The following is a 24,897-nucleotide window of genomic DNA, read 5'->3' on the forward strand; positions in this document are numbered from 1 at the left end:
GCCGTCAACGCACCTCCGGGTCGCCGTCGTCGAAACCGGTCGTGTCGGGGTCGGCCTCGTCGTCGGTGTCGGTCCACCGCACGGCGTCGTCGCCGACCGGGTCACGGACCTCCACCGGCACGCTCGCCACGAGGGCTCGCAGCCCGGCGGCGTCGAGCAGGTCGGCCGGGGTCACGGTGCGGTCCTCGCGTACGTAGTGCAGGGCCGCGCGGACCCGCTCCACCGGCGTGTCGGTGAGCGCCGCCCACGCCAGCCGGTAGGCCGCGAGCTGCACCGACAGCGCCGGCATCGCCTCGGGGCCCGGCGGTGCACCGGTCTTCCAGTCGACCACGGTGGCCCCGCCGTCGGGGTCGGCGAACACGGCGTCGATGCGGCCGCGGACGAGGGTGCCCTCGACCTCGGTCTCGAACGGCACCTCCACCGCGACCGGCGTCCGGTTCGCCCACCGGCTGCCGGTGAAGCGTTCCTGCAGCACCGCCAGATCGGCGGCGGCCTCGGCGTCGTCGTCGGCCGCCTCGTCCGCCGCCCCGGGCAGCTCGTCGAACTCGAGCAGCTCGGTGCGGGCGAACCACCGCTCGACCCAGGCGTGGAACTCCGTGCCCCGACGCGCCCGGGGGTCCGGCGGGCGCGGCACCGGTCGGCGCAGGCGCCGGGCGAGGGCGTCGGGGTCGGCGGCGAGGTCGACGAGCTGGCTCACCGAGAGCTGCGGGGGCAGCAGGACGCGGGCGTGCCGTTCTCGGGCCGCGGCCCGTTCGGCGAGCAGGACCGCCACGTCGGACGCCCAGCCGTCGGGATCCGGGTCCTCCGGCGGCACCTCGACCGGCCGTTCGCGGGCCGCGCGGATGAGGGCCGCGCCCTCCTCGACCGCCCCGCGTCGCTCGGCGAGCGGGTCGGTCGGCCAGGCCTCGGCGCGCACCGTCTCGGCGAGCGGGTTCTCCGCGCCCTCCTCGGGCGGGTCGGCCCACGTGTCCACCACGGCCCCGCCCGACCCGGCCAGCGCCCCGACCTCCTGCAGGAAGTCCGACGGGCCCCGCGGCGTGCTCCCCGACTCGCCCCACCAGTGCCCGGAGACGAGCAACGTCCGCTCGGCACGGGTGAGCGCGACGTAGAACAGCCGCCGCTCCTCGACGAGCCGGCGCTCGTCGAAGTCCTGCTCGTGCCGGTCGAGGCGCTCGGTCAGCTCCTTGCGGTCGGCGACCCCGGCCACGTCGAGCACGGGCAGGTCGGGCCGGTCCCCGCGCAGGTCCACCGGCAGCGACGGGATCGTCGTCAGCCACGACCCGCTGAGCTTCGGGCCCGGGAACACCTTCGCGCAGACGTGCGGCACCGCCACGACCTGCCACTCCAGGCCCTTCGCGGCGTGGACCGTGAGCACCTGCACGCGGGTCCCACCCAGCGCCGGGTCGGAGGCGGCCGCCACGTCGACCTCCCCCGGCGTCAGGCCGTCCTCCGCGTCCTCCGCGGCGTCGAGGTAGGCGAGCAGCGCCGTCGGCGTCGCCGTGCCGCCCGAGGCGGCCGCGCCGCCGGAGAAGTCGGCGACCACGTCGGCGAACGCGTCGAGGTGGGCCCGCCCCACCGCCCCGGGGCGCGCGACGGCCTCGACGTCGAGCAGCAGGGTCCGCTCGACGTCGGCGACGAGGTCGACCAGCGGGGCGGTCACCCGCCGTCGCAGGCCCGCGAGCTCCCGCGCGAGCCGGGTGATCCTGGCGTGCCCCGCCGCCGAGTAGCGCGCGGCGGGCCCCGGGTCGTCGAGCGCGTCGACGAGCCCGGCGCGTTCGGCGTGCTCGCCGGGCAGGGCGTCGGCGACCGGGTCGGGCGCGGCCGCGGTCGGCAGGTCGGGCGGGACGGGCGGGGCGGCGAGCTCCCGCGCGCGGCGCCACAGCGCGGCGAGGTCGGCCCCGCCGATGCGCCACCGCGCGCCGGTGAGCAGCCGGACCGCCGCCCCGCCCGCGAGCGGGTCGACGACGAGCCGCAGCGCGGAGACCAGGTCCCGGACCTCGGGCTCGTCGAGCAGCCCCCCTAGGCCGACGACCTCGACGGGCAGGCCCCGCGCCCGCAGCGCCGCGGCGATCTCGGTCATGTCGGCGCGGCGACGCACGAGCACGGCGCTCGTCGGGGCCGGCTCCCCGGCGTCCAGCGCCGCCCGCCAGCGGTCGGCGACGGCGTCGGCCAGCCAGGTCCGCTCGGCGAGGACGTCGGGGTGCAGCGCGACCCGGACGTCCCCCGCCGGGGCCCCGGCGAAGGCGCGCAGCTCGCCCACCCCGTCGAGCGCCCGGGGCTCGCGCAGCGGCTCGACCACGCCGTTGGCCAGGTCCAGCACCTCGGGCGGGTTGCGGAAGCTCGTGAGCAGCCCGAAGCGGCGGGCGGCGACCCACTCGCCGTCCGGGTCGGGCCGGGGGAAGTCGGTGACGAACCGCGGCAGGTTCGCCGCGCTCGCGCCGCGCCAGCCGTAGATCGACTGGAACGGGTCGCCCACCGCCGTGACGGCCGTCGCCCCGTCCCCCGCGAACAGCGCGCGCAGCATGATCCGCTGGGCGTGCCCGGTGTCCTGGTACTCGTCGAGCAGGACCGCCCGGAACATCCCCCGCTCGGCCTGCCCCACCTCCGGGTGCTCGTCGGCCAGCCGGGCGGCCGCCGCCATCTGGTCGGCGAAGTCGAGGCACCGCTCGGCCTGCTTGCGCGCGGCCAGCTCCGCCACCAGCGGCAGCAGCGCGGCCCGGAAGCGCTGCCGCTCGACGATCTTCACGAGCGCCTGCGGGAGTGCCGCCTTCTGCCGCTTCGCGGGCGGCGTCGACTCGATCACCCGGCACAGGGCCTCGGTGTGCGCCCGCAGCGCCTCCGGGTCGGCGAGGTGCTCCCCGAGCTCGCCCGCGAGGGCCAGCACGTACTGCGTGACCGTCGTCGGCATCAGCGGGGTGTCGAGGTCGCGGGCCCACGAGGAGACGACCCGGTGCGCGAGCTGCCACGACGCGGTGGGCGAGAGCAGCCGGGCGCCCGGATCGGTCGGCAGTCGCAGCCCGTGCTCGGTGAGCAGCCGCCCGGCGTAGGCGTGGTAGGTCGACACGGTCGGTTCGAGGGTGCGCACGAGCACCCGGCGCTCGCCGCTCGGGTCGATCTCGTCGAGCAGCGGGTCGGACGCCAGGCGCCGCAGCCGCTTGCGGATCCGGTCGGCGAGCTGCCCCGCGGCCTTCCGCGTGAACGTGAGCCCGAGGACCTGGTCGGGCGTGACGATCCCGTTGGCCACCAGCCAGACCACGCGGGCCGCCATCGTCTCGGTCTTGCCCGAGCCCGCACCCGCGGTGACCAGCGCCGAGGCGAACGGCGCCGCGATCACCTCGGCCTGCTCGTCGGTCGGGCGGCGCAGCCCGAGCCGTTCGGAGAGCTCCATGGGGTCGATGACCCCGGTCATCACGCCGGTCACGGGACCTGCCTCCCCGAGGTGTGCACGGGGCAGGCCGTGCGCACCGGACACCGTGGACAGGCGTCGTTCTCCTGCCCGACGAACCGCGGGCCGGCCGTCAGCCGGGCGGCCGTGGCCACCTGCTCGCGCCAGTGCTCGACGCCCGCCTCGTCCAGCGGCGGCTGCGCACGGGTCTTCGCCTCGGCGCCGTCGCGCTGCAGGTAGATCAGCCGTGCTCCGCCGGGGACCGAGCGGGCGGCCGAGTCGGCCGGCCCGGTCAGCACCTCGCTGAAGGCGCCGAGGGCGACCGCGAGCTGGTAGACCGCGAGCTGCGGGTGCTCCTGCGCCGCGGGCGCGCTGATCGGGGACTTGCCGGTCTTGACGTCGACGATCACCGGCCGCCCCCGGTCGTCCACCTCCAGCCGGTCGACCCGGCCCCGGATCGCCACCCCCTCCGCCAGCCGGGCGGCCACCGACTCCTCGACCGCCACCTCGGTCAGCTCCCGCCGCGACGCGTCGCGCCAGGCGAGGAAGGAGCGCAGCATGGAACGGCAGTTCGCCAGCTCGCGACGGGAGAACCAGGGCGCCCCCGCGTCGACCGACGCCCACGCGACGTCGAGCGCCTCGTCGAGCTCCCGCTCGCCCGCGCCCTCGGCCGCGCGCTGCACCAGGGCGTGCACGAGCGAGCCGGTCACCGAGGCGAGCGAGTCCGAGTCGTCGCCGCCGTGGGCCTGCAGGGCCCAGCGCAGCGGGCAGGTCAGGATCGTCTCGACCGCGCTCGGGCTCACCGCGATCGGCGCCCCGTCCTCGCGCAGCGGGTCGGTGGTGGAGACCGCGAGCAGGCCGTACCACTCGTCGGGGTCGGCGCCGGGCACGCCCGCCTCGGCGAGGCGGGCGAGGTGGGCCGCCGCACGTTCCCGCCGCGCGGGGTCGGTGTCGGCGTCGGTGACGGCGCGGCGCAGGTCCCCCACCAGCTCCGCGAGCACCAGGGAGCGCCGAGGCCGGGACCGGGGGCGCGGGGCGTCGTCCGTCGCGACCGTCGGTGAGACGTCGTCGAGGAACCGTGACGGGGTGACGTCCTCGGCCTCCACCGCCCCGACGTGGACGGCGTGCCGGGCGCGGGACAGCGCGACCGCGAAGAGCCGTCGTTCCTCGTCGAGCAGCGGCACCCGGCTCGACAGCGCCGGGTCGTCCGGCACGCCCGAGAGCACGTCGATCATCCGCTCGACGCCGAGCAGCGTGCCGCGCCGGCGCAGGTCGGGCCACACGCCCTCCTGGACGTCGGGCACCACGACCACGTCCCACTCCCGCCCCCGCGACGCGTGCGCGGTGAGCAGGGCGACCGCCTCGCCGTCGGGCGCGCGGGGCGCCAGCGAGTCGCTGCGGATGCGCTGCTCGTCGACCTGCGCGACGAACCCGGCGACGGTGCCGCCCGGCAGCTCCTCGGCGTACCGGCCGGCGCGCTCCACGAGGGCCACGACGGCGTCGAGGTCGCGGTCGGCCTGGGCGCCGACCACGCCGCCCCGCTCGCTCACCGCGACCCAGCGCCGCTGCAGCCCGCTCGCCGACCACACCGACCACACCGCGTCGGGCACGCTCTGCCCCGCGCGGATGGCCTCGACGGCGGTGGCGAGCAGCCGGGCGACCCGCCGCAGCGGGCCGACGTCCGCGTCGGGCAGCAGGGTGAGCCGGTCGGCCCGGCCGGCCAGGTGGTCGACGAGGACGTCGACGATGAGCTCGTCGCTGGAACGGGACTCCCCGCCCGCACCCTCGTGCAGCCGCAGCAGCCCGCGCCGCAGCCGCCGCAGCCCGAGCGGCTCGGCACCCCCGAGGGGGGACACGAGCAGGCCCAGGGCGATGTCGGGGTCGAGCGCCTCCGCGGGCGGGGCGACGGCGGCCGCCGCGGCGGCGCGCAGCAGCGTCAGCAGCGGCGCCACCGCGGGCAGCGCGGCGAGCGGCGTGTCGTCGGCCGGGACCGCCAGCGGGACCCCGGCGGCGAGCAGCGCCCGGCGCAGCGGCGGCAGCGACAGCGGCACGGACCGCACGACGACCGCGAGCCGGGACCACGGCACGCCGTCGACGAGGTGGGCACGGCGCAGCGTGTCGGCGACCCAGGCCGCCTGGTGCCCCGGCGTCGCGAACACCGAGACCGTGGCGGCACCGGCGTCGGGGTCCTCCCCCGGCGGGCCGGTGCGGGTCCGCGCGGGCCCGGTGCCGCGCAGCGGCTCGATCACCCGCGCGACCGCGTCGCGCACCGCGCGGGTGCACCGGTGGTCGACGTGCAGGACGGCGGTGGTCCCGCCCGACGGGTCCGCGTCGCGCAGCAGCGCCGGCGCGGCGCCCCGGAAGCCGAGCACCGAGGAGTCGGGGTCGCCCGCGAGCAGGAAGGTCGTGGCGCTGCGGCCGAGCACCCGGGCGAGCTCGAGCTGCTGGGGGTCCATGTCGTGCGCGTCGTCGACCACCAGGTGGCGCACGGCCACCCGTTCGGCCTCGAGCAGCCCCGGATCGTGCGCGAAGGCGTCGAGCACGGCGGCGACGAGCTCGGCGGCGTCCAGCGGCGGCGCCGAGGCCAGCGGATTCGCCGAGCCGGCCGCCGCCCGGAGCAGCGTGACCTCCTCGTAAGACTGGTAGAAGCGGGCGGCCGCGACCCACACCGCGACGTCGTGCTCCTTGCCCAGGGCCCGCAGCTCCCGCGGCCCCAGCCCGCGCTCGGCGGCGCGCAGCAGCAGGTCCCGCACCTCGGCGGCGAACGCGGGCGCCTCGAGCGCCGGCGCCAGCCGGGCCGGCCACCCCGACCCGCGCCCGACCCCCTCGGCCTCGCCGGCCAGCAGGTCCCGCACCACGGCGTCCTGCTGTGCCCCCGGGAGCAGCCGCGGCGGCGCCTGGTCCTGCCGGGCGGCGTGGCGACGCAGCACCGCGAACGCGTAGGAGTGCACGCTGCGCACCAGCGGCTCCCGGGCGGCGGTCAGCCCGCCGCCCACCTCCCCCGCCAGGACCCGGCGGCGGGCCGAGATGCGCTCCCGCAGCGCGGCCGCGGACCGCCGGTCGCCCACCAGGACCAGCGACCCGGCTCCGCCGGGCCGCCCCGTCGGCGCGCCCGCCTCGTCGGCATCGGCGTGCAGCAGCCGTGCCACCCGCTCCGCGAGCAGCGTGGTCTTCCCCGTGCCGGGGCCGCCGAGGACCCGCAGGAAGCCCGCGGTGTGCTCGAGGACCCGCCGCGAGGAGTCGTCGAGCAGGAGATCGGCGGGCAGCCGCGTGGCTGACCGCAGCAGTCTCGGAGCCGACTCGACCGTCATGCCCCCGAGGGAACCACGACCCCCCGACAGCCTCGGGCACGGGCGCACATCTTCAGGTCCGCCCGCGTGTGGTCCGCGGCCCTGCGGGGATCCGGTCCGGGTACGCGGCCGTGGGGAGCCGCCCTGTCGTCCTGCCCGGGAGCGCCGTGTCACCCCTCGTCCGCAGCCGCCGCGCCACGCGCCCGCCGCGCCTCGTCCCGCCCGGGGCGGAACCCGACGCGCCGCCCGCCGTCGTGCCGGTGGCGGACCCGGCCCCGGCGCCAGCACCGGCTCCGGCCCCCGGGCGCCTGCGGCGGGCGACCTCGTGGGTGACCGCCGACGCCGGGGACGCGGGACCGTACGGGGTCGAGCTCCTCGGGCGCGCCGGTCTCGTCTGCTACGGGGTGCTCCACCTGCTGCTGGCCGGGCTCGCCGTCGTCCTGATGCGCGGCAGCCCCACGGTCCACGCCGACCAGCAGGGCGCGATCGCGGTGGTCGCGGGCCTCGGGCCGGTCGGGGCCGCCCTGCTCGGGCTCTCGGCGCTCGGCCTGGTCGCGTTCGGGGTGTGGCAGGTCCGGGCGGCCCTGGTGGGCTTCGGGTGGGTGAGCGGGGGCGAACGGTTCCGCAAGCGCTTCGGGGCGGCCGGCAAGGCGGTCGCGATGTTCTCGATGGCCTCGCTCGCGTTCCCGCCGGCGATCGGCCCGCTCCGGGGGCCGCCGCCCGGTGGTCCGCCCGCCCCGTCCGCCCCGCACGGGGTCAGTGACCTGGTCACGAGCATCTTCGCGCTCCCGGCCGGGCGGGTCGCGGTGGGCGTGGCCGCCGCGATCGCGCTCGGGATGGCCGTCGGCATGTGCTGGACCGGGCTGCACGCCTCGTACCTCGGTGACCTGCACGCCGACCGCCTCACGCCGTGGCTGCGGCGGACCGCGCTCGTCGCGGGGAGCTACGGCAACCTCGCCCGGGCCGTGCTCACGGGCTCGGTGGGGGTCCTGTTCGCGGCGGCGGCGCTCACCGGCGACGCGCGGCACTCGGGCGGCTTCACGCAGGCGATGTGGTTCATCGAGGGCGCCGGCCCGTTCGGCACGGTGGCCCTCGTCGGGGTCAGCGGCGGGCTCGCGGCGTACGGCGTCTACTGCTTCATCGACGCGTACGCCCGTCGCGCCTGAGCGGCAGCACCCCGGTCGACCACAGCGCGACCGCGATCGGCACCGGCTGCGCGAACAGCCGCAGGAACCGCGTCCGGTCGGAGTTGAGGCCCAAGCCGTCGCGGCGGTGGCGCCACTGCGCGACGTTGCCGGGGAACACGGCGGTGAAGAACAGGGCCGCGACCGTCCCGACCCGCCGGCGCTGCGACGGGAGCGCCGCGAGCGCGGTGCCGAGCGCGATCTCCGCGACGCCGGAGAGCACCACGGTGCGGTCGACGTCGAGGGGCACGAAGTCGGGCACCTGCGCCCGGAATCCCCGGCGCGCGAACGTGAGGTGGGAGAGCCCGGCGCCGGCGAGGAAGGTGCCGAGTCCCACGCGTGCGAGGTCCTGCAGGGGCGTGGTCGTCATGCCGCGGAATGCCCGCTGACCCCGGCGGCGCACACTGTCGGGCCGTGGACGAGGAACGGCACGAGCGGATCCGCGCGGTGGTCGCGTCGATCCCGGAGGGCTCGTGGTGCAGCTACGGCGACGTCGCGGCGGCGGCGGGCGAGAAGTCGGCCCGGGTGGTCGGCACGGTGCTGCGCGAGGACGGCGCGGACGTCCCGTGGCACCGCGTGCTGCGGACCACCGGGACGCCGGCCCCGCACATCGCCGTCGAACAGATCCGGCGCCTCACCCTCGAGGGCGTCCTCGTCGTCGACGCGCGCGCCGCGAAGGACCAGCGGCACGTGTTCGCTGCACCGGAGCCGGAACGAACGGGTCGTTCGTGCACCTAGAGGCCACGAACGGGTCGTTCGTTCCGTTCCGGGGCTCCTTCCCGACGACGGGTCTCAGCCGACCGGCTCGGTCGGCGCCGGTCGGAGCAGTTCGAGGACCCACACGCCGAGCCCGACCAGGGAGACCACCGCCCCGAGCGTGCACACCCCGGCCCACCCGACGGTCGCGTAGAGCCCCGAGGTCAGGGCCGACGCGATCCCGCCGCCGATGAACGCCGAGACCAGGTAGGCGCTGGTCACGCGGCTGCGGGCGTTCGGACGGCGGGCGTAGATGGCGTGCTGGTGGCTGATCTGGAGCAGCTGCTGGGCGAGGTCGAGCACGACGATGCCCGCCAGCAGGGCGACCAGCGAGCCACCGCCGAGCGCGAGCAGCCCCCAGCTCCCGAGCAGCAGCACCAGGCCGACCGTCACGGTGCGCCGCCCGTGCCCCCGGTCGGCGAACCGCCCCGCCCAGATCGCGGCGAGCGCCCCCGCGAGACCGGCGAGCCCGAAGAGCCCGATGACGCCCGACCCGTAGGAGTACGGCGGCGCGGCGAGCAGGAACGACAGCGCCGTCCACAGGATCGTGAAGCAGCCGAACCCGACGCCGCCGAGCAGCATCCGCCGTCGGACCAGGGAGTCGTGGCGCACGATCGAGCCGACCGAGGCCAGGAGCGACGGGTACGACGCCTCGGCCGCGACCGCGACCTTCGGCAGCGCGAGCCGCACCAGCGCCGCGAGCACCACCATGACGACGGCCGCGAGGACGAACACCAGCCGCCACCCGCCGATCTCGGCGACGAGCCCGGCCACGGTGCGGGCGAGCAGGATGCCGACGAGCAGCCCGCTCATCACGGTCCCGACCACCGAGCCGCGGTTCGCGTCGTCGGCGAGCGAGGCGGCCATCGGCACCACGATCTGCGCGACCGCGGAGGTCACGGCGACGATCGCGATCGCCCCGAGCAGCACCCCGAGCGTGGGTGCGGCCGCGGCGCCCAGCAGCAGGACGCCGGTGAGGGCGAGCAGCGTGCTGACCAGCCGGCGCCGCTCCAGGATGTCGCCCGCCGGCACGAGGAAGGCCAGGGCCACGGCGTAGCCGATCTGCGAGGCCGTGACGAGGTAGCCCGCCGTGCCCTCCCCGACGCCGAAGGCCTGCGCGACGACGGGCAGCAGCGGCTGGGCGTAGTAGATGTTCGCCACCGCCGCGCCGCACACCACGGCGAGCAGCAGCACGGTGGGGCGGCCGAGGTGGGTGGGCGGGGCCTCCGCCTGGGCACTCATCGTTCGCCAGCCTAAGCAGTCCGCGCGGCCGGTCGCGCCCGATGGCGTGTCACGTCACCGGTGCTGCCGGCGGCTGCCCCCGTGCCAGTCCTCGACGATCCCGGTCTCGCCCGCCGCGACGCCGAACGCCGGGAGCTGCGGGCGTTCCCGCAGGCTGCGCTTGAGCTCGGCGAACCCGGGGAAGCTCGCGAGCCCCACGACGTGGTCCCACAGCTCCTCGGCCTGCTCCTCGGTCGGCCGGCGGCTGATGACGGGGCCGAAGAAGGCGAGCCCGTCGGGCGGGGAGATCTGCATCAGCGGGGTGCCGACGTCCTTCCCCACCAGCGCCAGCGCCTCGTCGGTCTCGGCCTGGATCGTCGCGTCGTGGCGGTCGTCGTCGAGCGCGTCGGCCAGCGCGGGGTCCAGCCCGGCCGCCTCCAGCACCGGCACGACGAAGGCGCGGGTGCCGCGGCGTTCCCGCTCGCTGGAGTGCTCGGGGACCTCGCCCTGCTCGAACACGGCCTCGCCGAGGTGCTCGTAGAACCGGCCGACCGCCTCGTCGTCGTGGGCCTCCCGTACCGCCGCGCACACCCGTAGCAGCCGCAGCCCGGCGGTGTGTCCGGCCTCGTACTCCGGCGGGAACTGCGCGTCGTAGTCCACGTGCGCGTTGAGCAGCCGCAGGGAGATGAACTGCCACTGCACGGTCAGGTCACGACGACGGGCGACGGTGCGCACCCAGCCGCTGGTCAGCCAGCAGTAGGGGCAGACGGGGTCGAACCAGTACCGGACGTCGGGGGTGCTCATGCCCGGCGTGTACCCACGGGCGCGTCACACCTCGCCCGTCGCCGCGTCGAGGAGCGCGAGCGCGGCCCGGCGGCACACCTCGCCGGCCTGCGCGACGGTCAGCCCCCGGACGTCGGTCAGCACCACCACGGCCTCCCAGCCGATCACGACGGCGAGCGCCGAGACGAGGTCCTCGAACGCTCCGGCGTCGAGGACCCCCCGCAGCGGCGCGAGGGCCGCCTCGATCCACCCGACGCGTCGGTAGCCGCGCCGCGGTGCCCCGTCCTCGTGCGGGCTCCACCCGGCCGTCAGTGCGACCAGGCGGCGACCCAGGCCGAGCGAGGTGTCCATCGTGGCGACCACCGCGTCCACGAGTGCGATCAGCCGGGCCCGGACGTCGTCGGCCGGTGCGCCCTCGAGCGCCGCGTCGACGTCGCCGGACAGGCTGCCGAGCACGGCGTCGAGCAGGAGCTGGTCGAGGGTCGGGAAGTGCAGGTAGACCGTCCGCCGCGAGACCTCGGCGGCCGCCGCGATCTCGGCGACCGCGGGCGTGTGCGCGGGGTCGGCGGCGAGCAGGCCCGCGGTGGCGTCGACGATCGCGCGGCGCGTCCGACGGCGCTGCGCCTCCCGGGTGTCCATCGCGGCTCCTCCTTGACGACGATGTGCTCACTATACGACAGTGCACTCACTGCACAGCAGTGCACTTACATCGAGGAGGAGCTCCCATGTCCGTCACGTTCGTCAACTGCTTCGAGGTGCCCGCCGGTCGCGAGGACGACTTCTTCGCCCGCTGGCGCGACGTCAACGCCCACATGCGGACCCGGCCCGGGTACGAGGGTCACCACCTGTACCGCTCGCTCGCGCCCGAGGCGCGCTTCCGCTTCGTCAACGTCGCGCGCTGGACCTCGGCTGCCGCCGTGGCCGCGGCGCACGACGAGGAGTTCCGGGCCCTCGTCAGCGGGGCCGGAGTGGGCCGAGGTCGCCTCCACGCCCGCGGTCTACGAGGAGGTCCACGCGGGAGCCGCGGCCGACGACGTGGCCGGACCTGCCACCGGATGACAGCGACGACCCCCCGCTGTCAGAGGCGTGCGCGGTACGCCGCCAGGTGCCGCGCCGCGACGGCGTCCCAGGTGTGCGAGGCGGCCAGGGCGCGCCCGACCGACGTGCGCGCCGGGGCGCCCGGGTCGTCCCCCGCGAGCACACCCCGGAGCTCGGCGGCGATCCCGGGAGCGTCCGCCGCGAACCGGACCGCGCCCGCGAACACCTCGCGCAGCACCGGCAGGTCCCGCGCGACGACGGGCACCCCGGCCGCCAGGGCCTCCATCGCGGCGAGCCCGAAGCCCTCCTTCGTCGAGGGGAACGCGAAGGCGGCCGCGCCCGCCACGAGCCCGGGGAGCCCGTCGTCGGGAACGGGTCCGAGCACCACCGGCTCGACGCCGAGGGACGCCGCGCGCGCGAACACCTCGTCGCGGTACCCGCGGTAGTCGAAGAGGGTGTCCCCGCCGGCGACGACCAGCGGCGCATCGACGGATGCCATCGCCTCGACCAGGTCGAGCGTCCCCTTGCGCGGCTCGATGCCGCCGACCGACAGCACGTAGCGCCCGAACCGGGCCCGCCACGGCTCCCCCGCGCGGGCCGCCTCCGCCGCGGCGAACCGCGCCGCGTCCACCCCGTTCCCGACGACGGGTGCGGTGCGGCCCCAGCCCGCGGCCACCTCCGCGGCGACGGCGTCGGAGACGCAGAGCAGCTGCGCGGGCTCGACGAGCGCGCGCTCGTGGCAGGCGGCGAGCGACGGCGTCGTGAACTGGTCGAGGTGGTGCACGGTGCGGACCAGGTCCCCGTAGCCGTGCGCGGCGCCCTCGGCGTTCGCGGTGAGGCAGTCCTGGGCGTGCCGGACGTCGACCGGCCCGGCGGCGGCCAGGGCATCGGTCAGCAGCGCGATCGAGCGCAGGATGCGGTCCCCGACCGACTCGCCGTCGAGCTCGGGCACCTCGACCAGCCGGATCGGTACGGCGACCTCGCGGAAGAAGGCCGTGTCGCCCCCGCGCGCGAGCGCCCACACCTCCACGTCGTGCCCGGCGCGGCCGAGCGCCTCCGCGAGGGCGAGCGTGTGCACCACCCCGCCGCGCGGCTTGGTGGAGTAGGTGGAGAGCCGGATCTTCACGAGTACGCCGAGGGCCGACGCTCGTCGAGGTGGTGGAGCACGGCGCGCGCGGCGTCGACCATCGCCGCCGGGTCGACCTCGGCGACCGCGAGCCCGCCCTTCGACCAGGTGCGCGCGAGGATCTCGCCGCCGGGTCCGACGACCTTCGCCCGCCCGAGGAAGTGCAGCGCGCCCGACCGGCCGCTCTGGTTCGCCGAGAGCCACAGCACCTGGTTCTCGGCCGCCCGGGACTGGTCGTAGAGGTCGAACAGCCGGGCCTGGCGGTCCTGGGCCATGCGCGGGGCGCGGTTGGTCAGCGACGTCGGCCACGCGGAGAGGCAGGCGATCGTGGTCGCCCCGTCCAGGGCCAGCGCGCGGGCCGACTCCGGGAACGTCTTGTCGTGGTCGATGAGCATGCCGAGCCGCCCGACGGGGCTGTCGAACGCGGCGAACCCGCAGCCGGGCGTGAACAGCTTCGCCACCCCGGCGGGCTGGTGGACCTTGCGGTGCCGGCCGAGGATGCCGCTCCCGCACAGCGCCACCGCGGCGTTGTAGAGCTCGCCGCCCGGGCCCCGCTCGCAGTACCCCAGGCACACCACCATGTCCCCCGCCAGCGCGATGACCGACCGCACCGCGTCCCCGTTGGGCTCCAGGGCCGGCGGGAGGTCCACCGCCTCGAGGTCGTCCGGCCGCAGGTCGGTGACGTAGCCGCCGAGTGCCCCGTCGGGGAGGGCCAGCAGCCCGACCCCGGCCTCACGGGCGTGGGCGACGATGACGCCGATCCGTTCGAGGTCGAACTCGAGGTCGCGGGTGAAGTGGGCCGCCGCGGCGGCGATCCGGAGCACGGGGCCCGCGACCTAGGCCGGGACCGAGGTGTAGCTCGCCTGCCGGCGGTCGCGCAGGTGGCCCATGAACCGGCGGGCGGCGTCCACGGCGTCGTCGACGTCGATCGAGGCGACTGCGAGCCCGGCACGGGTACCGGTGGTGTCGAGCACCTCCCCGCCCGGGTCGACGATCTTCGCGCTCGCCACGAGCTGCATCGACCCGAAGGTCCCGGCCTGGTTCGCCGAGACCCAGACGATCTGGTTCTCCAGCGCCCGGGCCCGGTCGAACAGGTCGAACCGGCGGGTCCACCGGTCGTCGGCGAGCACCGGGGCCCGGTTGGTCCGCGACGCGGGCCAGGCGGACATGCACACCACGATCCGCGCCCCGTCGACGGCCAGTGCCCGCGCGGCCTCCGGGAACGCCTTGTCGTAACAGATCATCATCCCGAGCCGCCCGACCGGGGAGTCGAACGCGGCGAACCGGTCCCCCGCGGCGTAGGAGTTGTTCTCGTTCAACGGCTGGTGGACCTTGCGGTGCCGGCCGAGCACGCCGTCGCCGTGGACCGCGACGGCGCTGTTGTACGGCAGCCCGTCCGACGCGGCGTCCCCCCGCTCGCAGTACCCGGCCGTGATGACGAGGTCGCCCGCGAGGGCGACCAGCCGCGCGATCTCGGGCCCGTCGGGGTCGAGCTGCGGCGGGACGTCGTCCGGGTCGTCGTGCAACGACGACAGGTAGCCCCCGAGCGCGGCCTCCGGCAGCGCGAGCAGGTCGGCCCCGGCCGCGCGGGCCCGGCCGACGAGGGCCTCGATGCGCCGGAAGTCCTCGTCCAGGTCTCGGACGAAGCCCTCGGCGGCGGCGGCGAAGGTGAGCGTCATCAGGCCCTCCCGAGTCCGGTCACGGTGTCCGTGACGGCTGTTGTCGTCTCCCCGTCGGGCCAGCGCAGCGCGACGCCCGCGCCCTCGACGAGCTCCCCGCACGCGTTCCCGACGGCGGGTCCCGCGGCCGGGAGCGGGGCCCCCGGCTCGTCGGTGGTCAGCAGCGCGAAGCCGGGGAAGCACGTGAACCAGTCCGCGACGCCGACGCCCGGGGGCCGGGGGACGGCGGCCACGTCGAGCACCGCCCCGGTCCCGCTCGCCTCGGCGAGCATGCCGAGGGTTCCGGCGAGGCCCGCCATGCTGACGTCCTTCGCGGCCGCCGGGCGGTACGCGGCGTCCGGTCCGATCGCCCCGACCATCGCGCGGAGCTCCTCGGGCCGGCGCCGCGAGGTGGTGTCGAACTGGCGCCCGGAGTAGCCCGGGCGCCACCCGCCGTCGAGATCGGACGTGAGCCGCACGGCGTGGCCGACCCGTCCGCCCCCCGCCGGGACCGGTCGGGGCGTGGTGCCGAGCGCGGTGACCGCGAGGGAGGCGGGGACGTCGACGGTGGTGTGCCCGCCGAGGACCGGCACCCCGTAGGCGTCGGCGGCGGCGCGGAGGCCCCGCAGCACGCGCCCGACGGCCGCGGCGTCCGCCCCGCCGACGGCGTCGAGCAGGCCGACGGGCCGGGCGCCCATCGCGGCGAGATCGTTGAGGTTGACCAGCACCGAGCACCAGCCGGCCCACTCCGGGTCGCGCTCCACCATCGCGGGCAGGATCGCGTCGCAGGCCGCGACGACGTCGGTGCCGGGCACGGGCGCGCCGTCGTCGCCGACGAACCCGGGCGGGGCCAGCCCGGCGACGAGGCCGGCGAGCGGGGCCTTCGTGGCGGCGACCAGGCGCTGGATCCGGTCCATCGGGTGCCGCATCCGCACGTGCTCGATGCCGCCGACCGTGCGGGCCGGGGCCACGGTCTCCCACCCGAGCCGCTCGAACAGCCGCGCGTTGGGTGCCTGGACGCCGGCCTCGAAGCGCAGCACGCCGGCCGACTCCGCGCGGGCCACGGCGGCCCGGATCAGCGTGGCGCCGATCCGCACCCCGGCCCGACGGCGGCCGTGGACGTCGACGGCGAGGCGGCTGCCGGTCCACCAGCCGAGATCGGGCTCGCCCGGCCGCGCCGGGCCGAGGCGCACCCCGCCGAGCACGCTGCCGTCGGCGTCCCGGGCGACGAGGACGATCGCGCGGGGGTCGGTGTCGACGTCGTCGAGGTCGTCGTGGGCGAAGACCTGCTGCTCGTCGACGAACACGGCACGGCGCAGGGCGCGGTGGGCGACGACGTCGGGGTGGGTCGCGTCGGCGGCCGGGGCCTCCGAGACGGTCACCCCGCGGGGCTTGTGCACCAGGCCGCCGAGGATCTCCTCGGCGGCGGTCAGGGCCCTTCCCCGCTGTGCCAGCGAAGCCCTATCGGCGTGCTCCCCTGAATCTGCTGGCAAATCCAGTGGGCGGAACGCCACATCGTCGAGCGGCGGTGCCACGGTCAGCCCCCCGCCGCGGACAGCGCGGAGCACGCCCCGCAGGCGGCGCAGCCGGCGGCCTGGTCGGCGCCGCGCATGCCGGCGGCGCGCAGGGACGCGGCCACGCGGGCGGTGACGTCGGCGAGGAGGGCGGGCTCGGGCGCCGGGTCGCCGTCGGCGAAGGCGAGGGTGCCCGGGATCGGGCGGTAGGGGACGACGAAGGGGTAGACCCCGGCGTCGATCAGCTGCTCGGCGCCCGCCACCAGCTCGTCGGGGTCCTCGCCGAGGCCGACGATGAGGTAGGTCGACACCGCGTTGCGGCCGAAGATCCGGACGCTCTCGTGCCACGCCGTCCAGTACTGCGAGAGCGGGACGGTGGCCTTGCCCGGCATCCACCGGCCGCGCACGGCGTCGTCGAGGGACTCGACGTGGATGCCGATCGCGTCGGCCCCGGCGTCCTTGAGCGCCTGCAGGGCGGCGAGGTCGTCCGGCGCCGGAGGTTCGCACTGCACCTGGATCGGCAGCCCCGGCACGGCCGCCCGGACGGCGGCGGTGCAGCGGGCGAGGTGGCGGGCGCCGCGGTCGCGGCCGTTGCTCGTCCCCGTCGTCATGACCATCTGGCGGACGCCGTCGAGCCGCACCGCGGCCTCGGCGACCTCGGCGAGCTGGTCGGGGGTCTTCACCGCGGTGGTCGCGCCGCTGCGCAGCGACTGCTCGATGGCGCAGAAGCGGCAGCGGTCGGCAGCGTCGTCGTCCGTGCCGTAGCGCACGCAGGTCTGCACGACCGTCGTCGCGAGCACGTCGTTCCCGTGCAGGCGGGCGATCTGCTCGTAGCGGACGCCGTCGGCGGTGGTGAGGTCGTAGAAGGCGGGCCGGGCGACGGTGTCGACGGCCACGCCGAGGTCGGTGATCCCGCCGTCGGGACCGGTGCGCACGATCCGGCCGTCCCGGAGCCGGAAGGGGCTCGACGGGTCGATCGGCAGGGCGGCCTTGCGCCCGTCGACGAGCAGGTGCCCGTCGTCGGAGGGGCCGGCGCCACCGGGGCGGCGCAGGGGAATGGTGGAGCCGAGATCGACCGCGACGCCGCGGACGGCCACCTCGGCACGGACGTCGAGCCCGGATCGTGATTCGGCGGGAGCGGACAACGCGGGAGACCTCCTGGAATGTGCGGCGAGCCGCCTGTGAGTACTAATCCGTGCCGGGGCACGGATTAGTACTCACAGGGCGAAGCCACCTAGAGCTGGTAGGTCGAGTTGATGATCGCGCCCTTGCGCGCGTAGTAGATGAGCGCGTCCTGGACGTCGAGCGGGTGCGTCGGGATGACGCCCTCGATCAGGTCCTCCTCGCGGGCACCGTGCAGCGACAGGCCGAAGCGGCAGCAGTACGCCTTGCCACCCTCGCTGATGAAGGTCTTCAGCTGGTCGTTGATGTTGTGCTCGCCGGGGAAGGCCGAGCTGCCCGTCGTCGGGAAGCCGCGGGTGGCGAGGCAGTTCAGCGAGCCGGGGCCGTAGAAGTAGATCGCGGTCTCGAAGCCCTTGCGCAGCGCGCGGGTGGCCTGCAGGACGGCGACGAAGCTGACCGAGGACTCGTGCGCGATGCCGTGCACGAGGGTGAAGTAGGTCTCGCCGTTCTCGGCCTGCAGGTCGGGGAAGACCTTGGTGCCGCCGTAGATGCTCGAGCCCTCGGGCAGGGACGGGTGCGGGATCTCCTCGAGGCTCTTCTGCTCGACGTCGGACAGTTCGGCCGTGGTCATGCCGTTCTCCTTCGGATCTGCGGTGGGCGGAGCGGTGTCGGATGACGCCGGTGGGCCAGTGGTGGACGGGGCCGTCGCGGGGCTGCCCCCGGACGATCCGGTCACCTTCTGCCGCACCGTCGCCCAGAAGCCGGGCACGATGACCCCCTGGTGACGTTCGGTCCGGAACGACGGAACCGGGTCGTCGCTGTCCCGGGCGTTGTGCAGCCAGAGCACACCAACCGCCTGTTTCCCGGTCGTTTCCACGTGACTACGAAGGCGTCACCGGTCGACCCCTTCATGACCGCCGTGTTGCGAAACATCTCGCAATACGCCGGTCCTCCGCGCGCAACCATTCGGAAACACCGCGGGCGAACGCTGCCGTCGTTCGCACCCGCGCTCCGGAAGGAACACCCCGGCCATGACCGTCACGCCGCTTCCCGCTCGCGGCCGCCCGGACGTCCCGGGCGACCTCACCGGAGTCCACCGCCCCGTGATCGTGATCGGGGGCGGTCAGGCCGGTCTGTCCATGAGCCGGTGCCTGCAGCGGGCGGGCGTCGACCACCTCGTGCTGGAGCGCGACGAGGTCGCGCACTCGTGGAAGACCTACCGGTGGGACACGTTCTGCCTCGTCACCCCGAACTGGCAGTGCAACCTGCCGGACTTCCCGTACGGCGAGGGCGGGTTCGGCGGCACCGACCCGCACGGCTTCATGGTGCGCTCGCAGATCGTGGAGTACCTCGAGGCCTACCGGGACCTCGTCGACCCGCCGCTGCTCGAGGGCGTCGGGGTGACCCGCCTGTCCCGCGACGACCGCGGCACCTACCACCTCGCCACGACGGCGGGCGAGTGCACGGCCGACCAGGTCGTCGTCGCGACCGGCGGCTACCACACCCCGATCACCCCGCCGCTCTCCCAGCCGCTGCCCGACACGATCACCCAGGTCCAGTCGCAGGACTACAAGTCGGGGGCGCAGCTGCCGCCGGGCGAGGTGCTCGTCGTCGGCTCCGGGCAGTCCGGGGCGCAGATCGCCGAGGACCTGCACCTCGAGGGCCGGCAGGTCCACCTCGTCGTCGGCGACGCCCCGCGCGTGGCCCGCTTCTACCGCGGTCGCGACGTCACCGACTGGCTCGACGAGATGGGCTACTACCGCATGCCCGTCACCGAGCACCCGCGCCGCGAGGCGGTCCGGGCGCAGGCGAACCACTACGTGACCGGGCGCGACGGCGGCCGCGACATCGACCTGCGCGCCCACGCCCGCGACGGCATGCGCCTCTACGGCCTCATGACCGACCACCGCGACGGCGTGCTGCACTTCAACCCGGACCTCACCGAGCGCCTCGACCACGCCGACGAGGTGTCCGAGTCGATCAAGGACACGATCGACAAGTACATCGCTGCGCAGGAGCTCGACGCCCCGACCGAGGAGCGCTACACCCCGGTCTGGGAGCCCACCGAGACCACCGAGCTCCGCCTGGCCAACACCGGCATCACCTCCGTCGTCTGGTGCATCGGCTTCCGGCAGAACTTCTCCTGGGTCGACGTCCCGGTCTTCTCCGGCCGCGGCGCCCCCGGCCACCAGCGGGGCGTCACCAGCGCCCCCGGCTTGTACTTCCTCGGCCTGCCCTGGCAGTGGACCTGGGGCTCGGGCCGCTTCTCCGGGGTCGGCGACGACGCCCGCTACCTCGCCGAGCGCATCCGCTCGCAGCGCGGGCTGACCAGCTCCGGCGGCCGCGGGGACGTCTGCAACGTGCTGGCGCTCGGTTCCTGACGGTTCCCCTTCCGGACGAACGGGCCGTTCGTCACGTTCGTGCGTGACGGACGGCCCGTTCGTGCATTCCGGGCCGGCCCGACCGCGCGGCGGCACAATGATCCGGTGTCCATCCGGCTGCTCGGCCCCGTCGCGGTGGTCGACGACGGCGGGCGCGACCTGCTGCCCGCCGGGCCGCGGGTGCGGGGGCTGCTCGCGCGGCTGGCGCTGGACGCGGGCCGCCCGGTGGACGCCGCGACGCTGGTCGACGCGCTGTGGGGCGAGGACCCACCGGCCACCGCGAACGCCCTGCAGTCCCTCGCCTCCCGGCTGCGCCGCGCCCTCGGGCCGGACCGGGTGCGGTCCTCGGCGGGTGGCTACGTCCTCGCGGTCGATCCCGACGACGTCGACGTGCTGCGGTTCGCGACCCTCCGCCGGACCGCGGCCGCCGAGCCCGACGCCGGGCGGGCCTGCGCGCTGCTGACCGAGGCGCTGGGCCTGTGGCAGGACCCGGTCCTGGGCGGGGTGCAGGACCTGCCGTTCGCCGGCCCCGCCCTCGCCCGCCTCGCCGACGCCCGCGCGGCGACGGCGGAGGAGCTGGCCGCCCTCGGCCGCGCCGCCGGCCGCCCAGACGCCGGCCGCGACGTCCTCGACGCGGTCCTCGACGCCGACCCGCTGCGCGAGACGACGGCCGTCGCCCTGGCCCGCGGCCTGCACGCGGGCGGGCGGCGCGCCGACGCGCTCGCCGTCCTCGACCGGACCCGCGCCGCGTTGGCCGAGGAGCTCGGTGTCGATCCCGGACCGGGCTGGCAGCACGCCCGGACCGAACTGCTCCAGGACGACCCACCCGTCGTCGGGAAGGCCCGGCCGCAGGCCCTGACCTCGTTCGTCGGTCGCGACGACGACCTCGCGCGGCTGCACGCCCTCGCGACGACCACCCGGCTGGTGACCATCACCGGACCCGGCGGCGCGGGGAAGACCCGGCTGGCGACGGAGGCCGTCCGCGACGACCCGCGCCGGGTCGCCGTCGCCGAGCTCGCCGCGCTGACCAGCCCCGACCAGGTGGCCCCGACCGTCCTGCACGCGGTCGGGGGCCAGGAGCTCGCGCTCGGCGACCGCCCGACGGACGACGCCGTCCTGGGCCGGCTGCGTGCCGCGCTCACCGGGGCGGACACCGTGCTGGTCCTCGACAACTGCGAGCACCTCGTCGACGCGGCGGCCGTGCTCGTCCACGACCTGCTGACCGCCGTCCCCGGCCTGGTCGTCCTCGCCACCAGCCGGGAGCCGCTGGGGGTGCCCGGCGAGGTGCTCCACCCGCTCGGCGCGCTCGACGACGAGCACGCGACCCGGCTCTTCGCCGAGCGGGCCGCCGCGGTCCGACCGGGGTTCGTGCCGTCCGAGCACACCGCGGTGGTCCGCGACATCTGCCGTCGGCTCGACGGGCAGCCGCTGGCGATCGAGCTGGCCGCGGCCCGCGTCCGGAGCCTGGCACCGGCGGAGATCGCCGACCGGCTGGCGGACCGCTTCCGGCTCCTGACGACGGGGGCCCGGACCGCGCTGCCGCGGCACCAGACGCTGCGCGCCGTCGTCGACTGGAGCTGGGACCTGCTCACCGACGACGAGCGCCGGGCCGCGGCCCGCTTCGGGGTGTTCGCGGGCGCCGTCGATGCGCGGGCGGTCGAGGCCGTGTGCGAGGACTTCGACCTCCTCGACGCGCTCGTGGAGAAGTCGCTGGTCGTCGCGGTCCCGGGCGGGCCGACGCGCTACCGGATGCTCGAGACGATCCGCGAGTACGCACTGGCCCGGCTGGACGCGTCCGAGGAACGGGACGCCGTGGTCGCCGCCCACGCCGCGTGGGTGCTCGGGGTGCTCGAGCCCGTGGAACCGGCCCTGCGCGGCGGGCGGCAGCTCGAGGCGCTCGCCGTCGTGCGGGAGGTCGACGGCGAGGCGGTGCGGGCCCTCGAGCGGGCGGTCGACGCCGGTGAGGCGACCCGCGCGCACCGGTTGCTCGCGGCGCTGACGTGGAGCTGGGTCGTCCGCGGCGACATGGCGAGCCTCATCCGGGCCTCCGAGCGGCTCTTCGCGCTCCCGGTGTCCGCGACGGACGCGGGCGTGGTCCTCAACCGGTCGCTGCACACGGTGCTCCTGGCCGTCACCGTGCCCGGGACCGACGTGCGCGGGGAGTCCGACGCCGTCGTCGCGACGATCCGGGACCTGCCCCGCCCCTGGCACCCCGTGGTCGCGCTGCACGAGCCGACGGCGCGGGCGTTCCTCGACGACGACCGGTCGGGGCTGCTCGACCTCGCCGCCGGCGCCGACGACCCGTGGCTCCGGGCGGCGGCCGCTCAGATCGCGGCGGTGCACGCCGAGAACGCGGGCGACCTCGCGGGCCAGCGCCGGGCCCTGCGCGCGGCACACGAGGGCTTCGCCGCGGTCGGCGACCGGTTCGGCCTGGGCATGACGACGTTCTCGCTCGGCGAGCTCGAGGACCTCGCCGGGGACCGGGTCGCGGCCCGCGAGACGTTCGCGACGGCGATCGCGCTGGCCGCGGAGCTCGACAACGCCGACGACGTGCCGCAGTACCGCATGCGCCTGGCCGCCCTCGCCGCCCGCGACGGCGACGGCGCCGAGGCCCGCGAGCAGCTCCGTCTCGCCACCGAGGCCGCGCAGGCGTCCCGCGACCCGAGCACCGCGGCCTGGCTCGCGTGGGGCGGCGCCGACGTCGACCGGCGGCTCGGGGACCCGGAGCGGGCGCTCGCCACGCTGCGCGCGCACCCGCCGTCGGCCGGCGACGGCCTCGGCCCGGGCCGCGCCCAGCGGGAGGCCGTGGTCCACGGCACCACCGCCGCCGCCCTGATCGACCTCGGGCGCCTCGACGAGGCCCGCGTCGAGGTCGACGCCGCCCGTCGGGCCGCCGAGGAGGCCAAGGACGGCCCGGTCCGGGGCCAGGTCGCCGAGATCGCCGCCCGGTTGGCGCTCGCCGAGGGCGACGCCGTGCGGGCCGCGGAGCTGCTGGCGGAGGCCGTCGCCCGACGGGGGACGCTGCACCTGGGCGATCCGGACGTCGTCGCGACCCGGGACGGCTGTGGCTTCGCCCCTCCCGCGTGAGGGGAACCCTCGGGCCAGGAGAACGCTCGAACACTCCCCTCACGCATCGGTACCGTGCTCCCGTTCCGTCGACGAGGGGATGCGGACATGCTGCTCGACGGGGTCGACCATGTCGCCTGCCTGACCCACGACCCGGCACGCCTCGGGGCGTTCTACGCCACGGTGTTCGACGCCGAGATCGGCCCGACGCAGCGGCACGGTCAGGAGGGCGAGGAGACGATGACGGTGATGCGGATCGGGCCGCACACCGAACTGAACGTCTTCACCGTCCCGAGCAGCGACGAGGCCGACCGCCAGACGCCGATGTGGCACCGCGGCCGCCTCGACCACCTCGGGCTGCGCGCGTCGTCCTACGCCACGTTCGCGACGATCCGCGAACGCCTGATCGCCGAGGGCGCCTCCGACGGGACGGTCACCGACTTCGGGTCGGCCTGGAGCATGTTCTTCCGCGACCCCGACGGGCTCGAGGGCGAGGTGCTCGTCCCGAAGGCCGCGGACGGGTCGCATCCGGTCGGCTGACCACTCGCGTGAGGGGAACCCTCGAGCCACAAGAGCGCTCGAGAACTCCCCTCACGGATCAGGTGCGGCGCCGGTACAGCGCGACGGCCAGCGGAGCGAAGATCACGACGACGACGGCGGAGGTCAGCAGGGAGATCGCCGCCGCTCCCCCGGCGGGTGCGCCGTCGAGCAGGGCGCGCACCGCGTCGGCCGACCGGGACACCGGGTTGACCGCGACGAACCCCTGCAGCCAACCGGGCATCGTCGCCGTCGGGACGAAGACCGAGCTGGCGAACGTCAGCGGCAGCATGATCGTCGCCGACAGCCCCTGCACCGACCGCGGCTCCCGCACCACCATCGCGAGCGCCGTGAACACCCAGCACAGGGCGAACGCGAAGGCGACGACGAGGCCGAACGCGGCGAGCACCGCGAGCGGTGAGGCGCTCGTCCGGTAGCCGAGGACGAACCCGAACGCCAGCATGATCACGCCCGCCGTCAGGTAGCGGACGAGGTCGGCGCCGATCGCGCCGAGCAACGGGGCCGCACGCGAGATCGGCAGGCTCCGGAACCGGTCGAAGATGCCGGTCTTGAGGTCCTCGGCGAGCCCGACCCCGGTGCCCGCCGAGGCGAACACGACGGTCTGCAGCAGCACGCCGGGGAGCGCGAAGTGCAGGTAGTCGGCGCTGTTCCCCGCGATCGCGCCGCCGAAGACGTAGACGAACAGCAGCAGGAAGATGACCGGCTGCAGCGTGACGTCGATCAGCGCCTCCGGCGAGTGGATCGTCTTCACGATCCCCCGCCGCGCGAGCGCCGCGCCGTGGCGCAGGGTCGAGGGCACCCGTCGTCGGGCAGGGGCCTTCCCGACCACGGGTGCGGTCGGCTCGAGGGTGGTGGTCATGCGGGCACTCCTTGCGTGGCCTGGCCGGTGAGGGAGAGGAAGACGTCGTCGAGGCTGGGCAGGCGCAGGCCGATCTCGGCGACGGCGATGCCGGCGACGGCCAGGCGTTCCTCGACGCGGCGCAGCGCGAGCGGGTCCGAGGTGCCGACGACGACCTCGCCGGACGGCGCGATCGTCGGCTCCCGTCCGACGTCGGAGGCGACGATCGCGGCGACCATCGCCGCCTCGCCCGGCAGCTCCGGGCGGACGTGGAGCCGCCGGCCGCCCGCGCGGGACTTCAGCTCGGCGGCGGTCCCGGAGGCGATGACGAGGCCGCGGTCGAGGACGACGAGGTCGTGGGCGAGCTGGTCGGCCTCCTCGAGGTACTGGGTGGTGAGCAGGACCGTGACGCCGTCGTCGGCGAGGGTCCGCACGGCCTCCCAGACCTCGTTGCGGTGGTGCGGGTCGAGGCCCGTGGTCGGCTCGTCGAGGAACAGCACCTCGGGTCGGCCGACGAGGCTCGCGGCCAGGTCGAGCCGCCGTCGCATGCCGCCGGAGTAGGTCTTCGCACGCCGACCGGCGGCCTCGACGAGCCCGAACTGCTCGATGAGCTCGCCCGCGCGGGCCTTCGCCTCGTGCCGGGGCAGGTCGAGGAGCCGCCCGATGAGAAACAGGTTGTCGCGGCCGGTCAGGGCCTCGTCGACGGCCGCGTACTGCCCGGTGAGCCCGATCCGACCGCGGACCTCCGCCGCGTCGGTGACCACGTCGTGGCCGAGCACGCTCGCCCGCCCCCCCGTGGGTGGGAGCAGCGTGGTGAGCATGCGGACGGTGGTCGTCTTGCCCGACCCGTTGGGTCCGAGCAGGCCGAGCACCTGGCCCTTCTCGGCGGTGAAGGAGATGCCGTCGACCGCGCGGACGTCGCCGAACGACCGGACGAGGTCCTCGACCTCGAGGGCGGGGGTGGTGTGCATGGCGAC

At 76.1% G+C, this 24,897-nt stretch carries 19 protein-coding genes and 1 pseudogene; 6 read left to right on the forward strand and 14 right to left on the reverse strand.

What is annotated here, in order from left to right; all coding sequences use genetic code 11:
• Positions 1-4: 4 nt before the first annotated feature.
• Together A3CO_RS0125790 and A3CO_RS0125795 are read right to left on the reverse strand one after the other, a co-directional pair.
• Entirely contained in the window at positions 5-3,409 is a 3,405-nt protein-coding gene (locus tag A3CO_RS0125790) for an ATP-dependent helicase (protein WP_084682215.1), read from the reverse strand.
• An 8-nt stretch (positions 3,410-3,417) separates the two neighbouring features.
• Positions 3,418-6,696, reverse strand: a complete 3,279-nt coding sequence (locus A3CO_RS0125795; RefSeq protein ID WP_018335150.1) for an ATP-dependent helicase — start codon at positions 6,694-6,696, stop codon at positions 3,418-3,420.
• A 146-nt stretch (positions 6,697-6,842) separates the two neighbouring features.
• Between A3CO_RS0125795 and A3CO_RS38465 the strand changes: the two genes are divergently transcribed.
• Positions 6,843-7,841: a DUF1206 domain-containing protein gene (locus tag A3CO_RS38465; protein WP_018335151.1), complete on the forward strand. Its 999-nt coding sequence runs from the start codon at positions 6,843-6,845 to the stop codon at positions 7,839-7,841.
• On the opposite strand, the gene A3CO_RS0125805 is transcribed toward A3CO_RS38465, so the two are convergent.
• The gene (locus A3CO_RS0125805) at positions 7,813-8,229 is read right to left on the reverse strand and encodes a DoxX family protein (protein ID WP_018335152.1); all 417 of its coding nucleotides are present in this window, start codon (positions 8,227-8,229) and stop codon (positions 7,813-7,815) included. The genes A3CO_RS38465 and A3CO_RS0125805 overlap by 29 nt on opposite strands.
• A 44-nt stretch (positions 8,230-8,273) precedes the next feature.
• Here A3CO_RS0125805 and A3CO_RS0125810 point away from each other — a divergent pair, with 44 nt between their 5' ends.
• The gene (locus A3CO_RS0125810; RefSeq protein WP_018335153.1) at positions 8,274-8,597 is read left to right on the forward strand and encodes an MGMT family protein; all 324 of its coding nucleotides are present in this window, start codon (positions 8,274-8,276) and stop codon (positions 8,595-8,597) included.
• Positions 8,598-8,651: 54 nt separating this feature from the next.
• Here A3CO_RS0125810 and A3CO_RS0125815 read toward each other — a convergent pair whose 3' ends face one another.
• The 3 genes from A3CO_RS0125815 to A3CO_RS0125825 are packed head-to-tail and all read right to left on the reverse strand — an operon-like array spanning position 8,652 to position 11,258.
• Positions 8,652-9,857 (reverse strand): MFS transporter, encoded by a 1,206-nt coding sequence (locus A3CO_RS0125815; RefSeq protein ID WP_018335154.1) that lies wholly within the window; start codon positions 9,855-9,857, stop codon positions 8,652-8,654.
• A 54-nt stretch (positions 9,858-9,911) separates the two neighbouring features.
• Positions 9,912-10,640: a mycothiol-dependent nitroreductase Rv2466c family protein gene (locus A3CO_RS0125820; RefSeq protein WP_018335155.1), complete on the reverse strand. Its 729-nt coding sequence runs from the start codon at positions 10,638-10,640 to the stop codon at positions 9,912-9,914.
• A gap of 24 nt (positions 10,641-10,664) precedes the next feature.
• The gene (locus A3CO_RS0125825) at positions 10,665-11,258 is read right to left on the reverse strand and encodes a TetR/AcrR family transcriptional regulator (RefSeq protein WP_018335156.1); all 594 of its coding nucleotides are present in this window, start codon (positions 11,256-11,258) and stop codon (positions 10,665-10,667) included.
• An 86-nt stretch (positions 11,259-11,344) separates the two neighbouring features.
• Here A3CO_RS0125825 and A3CO_RS40505 point away from each other — a divergent pair.
• Positions 11,345-11,542, forward strand: a pseudogene (locus A3CO_RS40505) (antibiotic biosynthesis monooxygenase family protein); the annotation flags it as partial.
• 155 nt (positions 11,543-11,697) lie between these two features.
• On the opposite strand, the gene A3CO_RS0125830 reads toward A3CO_RS40505, so the two are convergent.
• The 6 genes from A3CO_RS0125830 to A3CO_RS0125855 form a co-directional block, all read right to left on the reverse strand.
• Complete coding sequence (locus A3CO_RS0125830; protein ID WP_018335157.1) at positions 11,698-12,783, reverse strand: MSMEG_0565 family glycosyltransferase; 1,086 nt, start codon at positions 12,781-12,783, stop codon at positions 11,698-11,700.
• On the reverse strand, positions 12,780-13,607 hold the full coding sequence (locus A3CO_RS0125835) for a carbon-nitrogen hydrolase family protein (RefSeq protein ID WP_018335158.1): 828 nt from the start codon (positions 13,605-13,607) through the stop codon (positions 12,780-12,782). Before A3CO_RS0125835 ends, A3CO_RS0125830 begins: the two co-directional genes overlap by 4 nt.
• A gap of 12 nt (positions 13,608-13,619) precedes the next feature.
• The gene (locus A3CO_RS0125840) at positions 13,620-14,462 is read right to left on the reverse strand and encodes a carbon-nitrogen hydrolase family protein (RefSeq protein ID WP_018335159.1); all 843 of its coding nucleotides are present in this window, start codon (positions 14,460-14,462) and stop codon (positions 13,620-13,622) included.
• Positions 14,462-15,976 (reverse strand): MSMEG_0567/sll0787 family protein, encoded by a 1,515-nt coding sequence (locus tag A3CO_RS0125845; protein ID WP_245561601.1) that lies wholly within the window; start codon positions 15,974-15,976, stop codon positions 14,462-14,464. Before A3CO_RS0125845 ends, A3CO_RS0125840 begins: the two co-directional genes overlap by 1 nt.
• 2 nt (positions 15,977-15,978) lie before the next feature.
• On the reverse strand, positions 15,979-17,100 hold the full coding sequence (locus A3CO_RS0125850) for an MSMEG_0568 family radical SAM protein (protein ID WP_033415025.1): 1,122 nt from the start codon (positions 17,098-17,100) through the stop codon (positions 15,979-15,981).
• 89 nt (positions 17,101-17,189) lie between these two features.
• Positions 17,190-17,708, reverse strand: coding sequence for an MSMEG_0572/Sll0783 family nitrogen starvation response protein (locus A3CO_RS0125855; protein WP_026205021.1), 519 nt, complete (start codon positions 17,706-17,708; stop codon positions 17,190-17,192).
• Between the two features lie 400 nt (positions 17,709-18,108).
• Between A3CO_RS0125855 and A3CO_RS0125860 the strand changes: the two genes are divergently transcribed.
• From A3CO_RS0125860 to A3CO_RS0125870, 3 genes are all read left to right on the forward strand, one after another.
• Positions 18,109-19,458: an MSMEG_0569 family flavin-dependent oxidoreductase gene (locus A3CO_RS0125860; protein WP_018335163.1), complete on the forward strand. Its 1,350-nt coding sequence runs from the start codon at positions 18,109-18,111 to the stop codon at positions 19,456-19,458.
• A 105-nt stretch (positions 19,459-19,563) separates the two neighbouring features.
• On the forward strand, positions 19,564-22,545 hold the full coding sequence (locus A3CO_RS34365; RefSeq protein ID WP_018335164.1) for an AfsR/SARP family transcriptional regulator: 2,982 nt from the start codon (positions 19,564-19,566) through the stop codon (positions 22,543-22,545).
• Positions 22,546-22,632: 87 nt separating this feature from the next.
• Positions 22,633-23,064, forward strand: a complete 432-nt coding sequence (locus A3CO_RS0125870; protein WP_018335165.1) for a VOC family protein — start codon at positions 22,633-22,635, stop codon at positions 23,062-23,064.
• A gap of 58 nt (positions 23,065-23,122) precedes the next feature.
• Here A3CO_RS0125870 and A3CO_RS0125875 read toward each other — a convergent pair whose 3' ends face one another.
• Positions 23,123-23,941 (reverse strand): ABC transporter permease, encoded by an 819-nt coding sequence (locus A3CO_RS0125875; RefSeq protein WP_018335166.1) that lies wholly within the window; start codon positions 23,939-23,941, stop codon positions 23,123-23,125.
• The gene (locus A3CO_RS0125880) at positions 23,938-24,891 is read right to left on the reverse strand and encodes a daunorubicin resistance protein DrrA family ABC transporter ATP-binding protein (protein WP_018335167.1); all 954 of its coding nucleotides are present in this window, start codon (positions 24,889-24,891) and stop codon (positions 23,938-23,940) included. The genes A3CO_RS0125875 and A3CO_RS0125880 overlap by 4 nt, the downstream gene beginning before the upstream one ends.
• Between the last annotated feature and the right edge of the window lie 6 nt (positions 24,892-24,897).

It is taken from the genome of Actinomycetospora chiangmaiensis DSM 45062 (assembly GCF_000379625.1).
Lineage (GTDB): Bacteria > Actinomycetota > Actinomycetes > Mycobacteriales > Pseudonocardiaceae > Actinomycetospora > Actinomycetospora chiangmaiensis.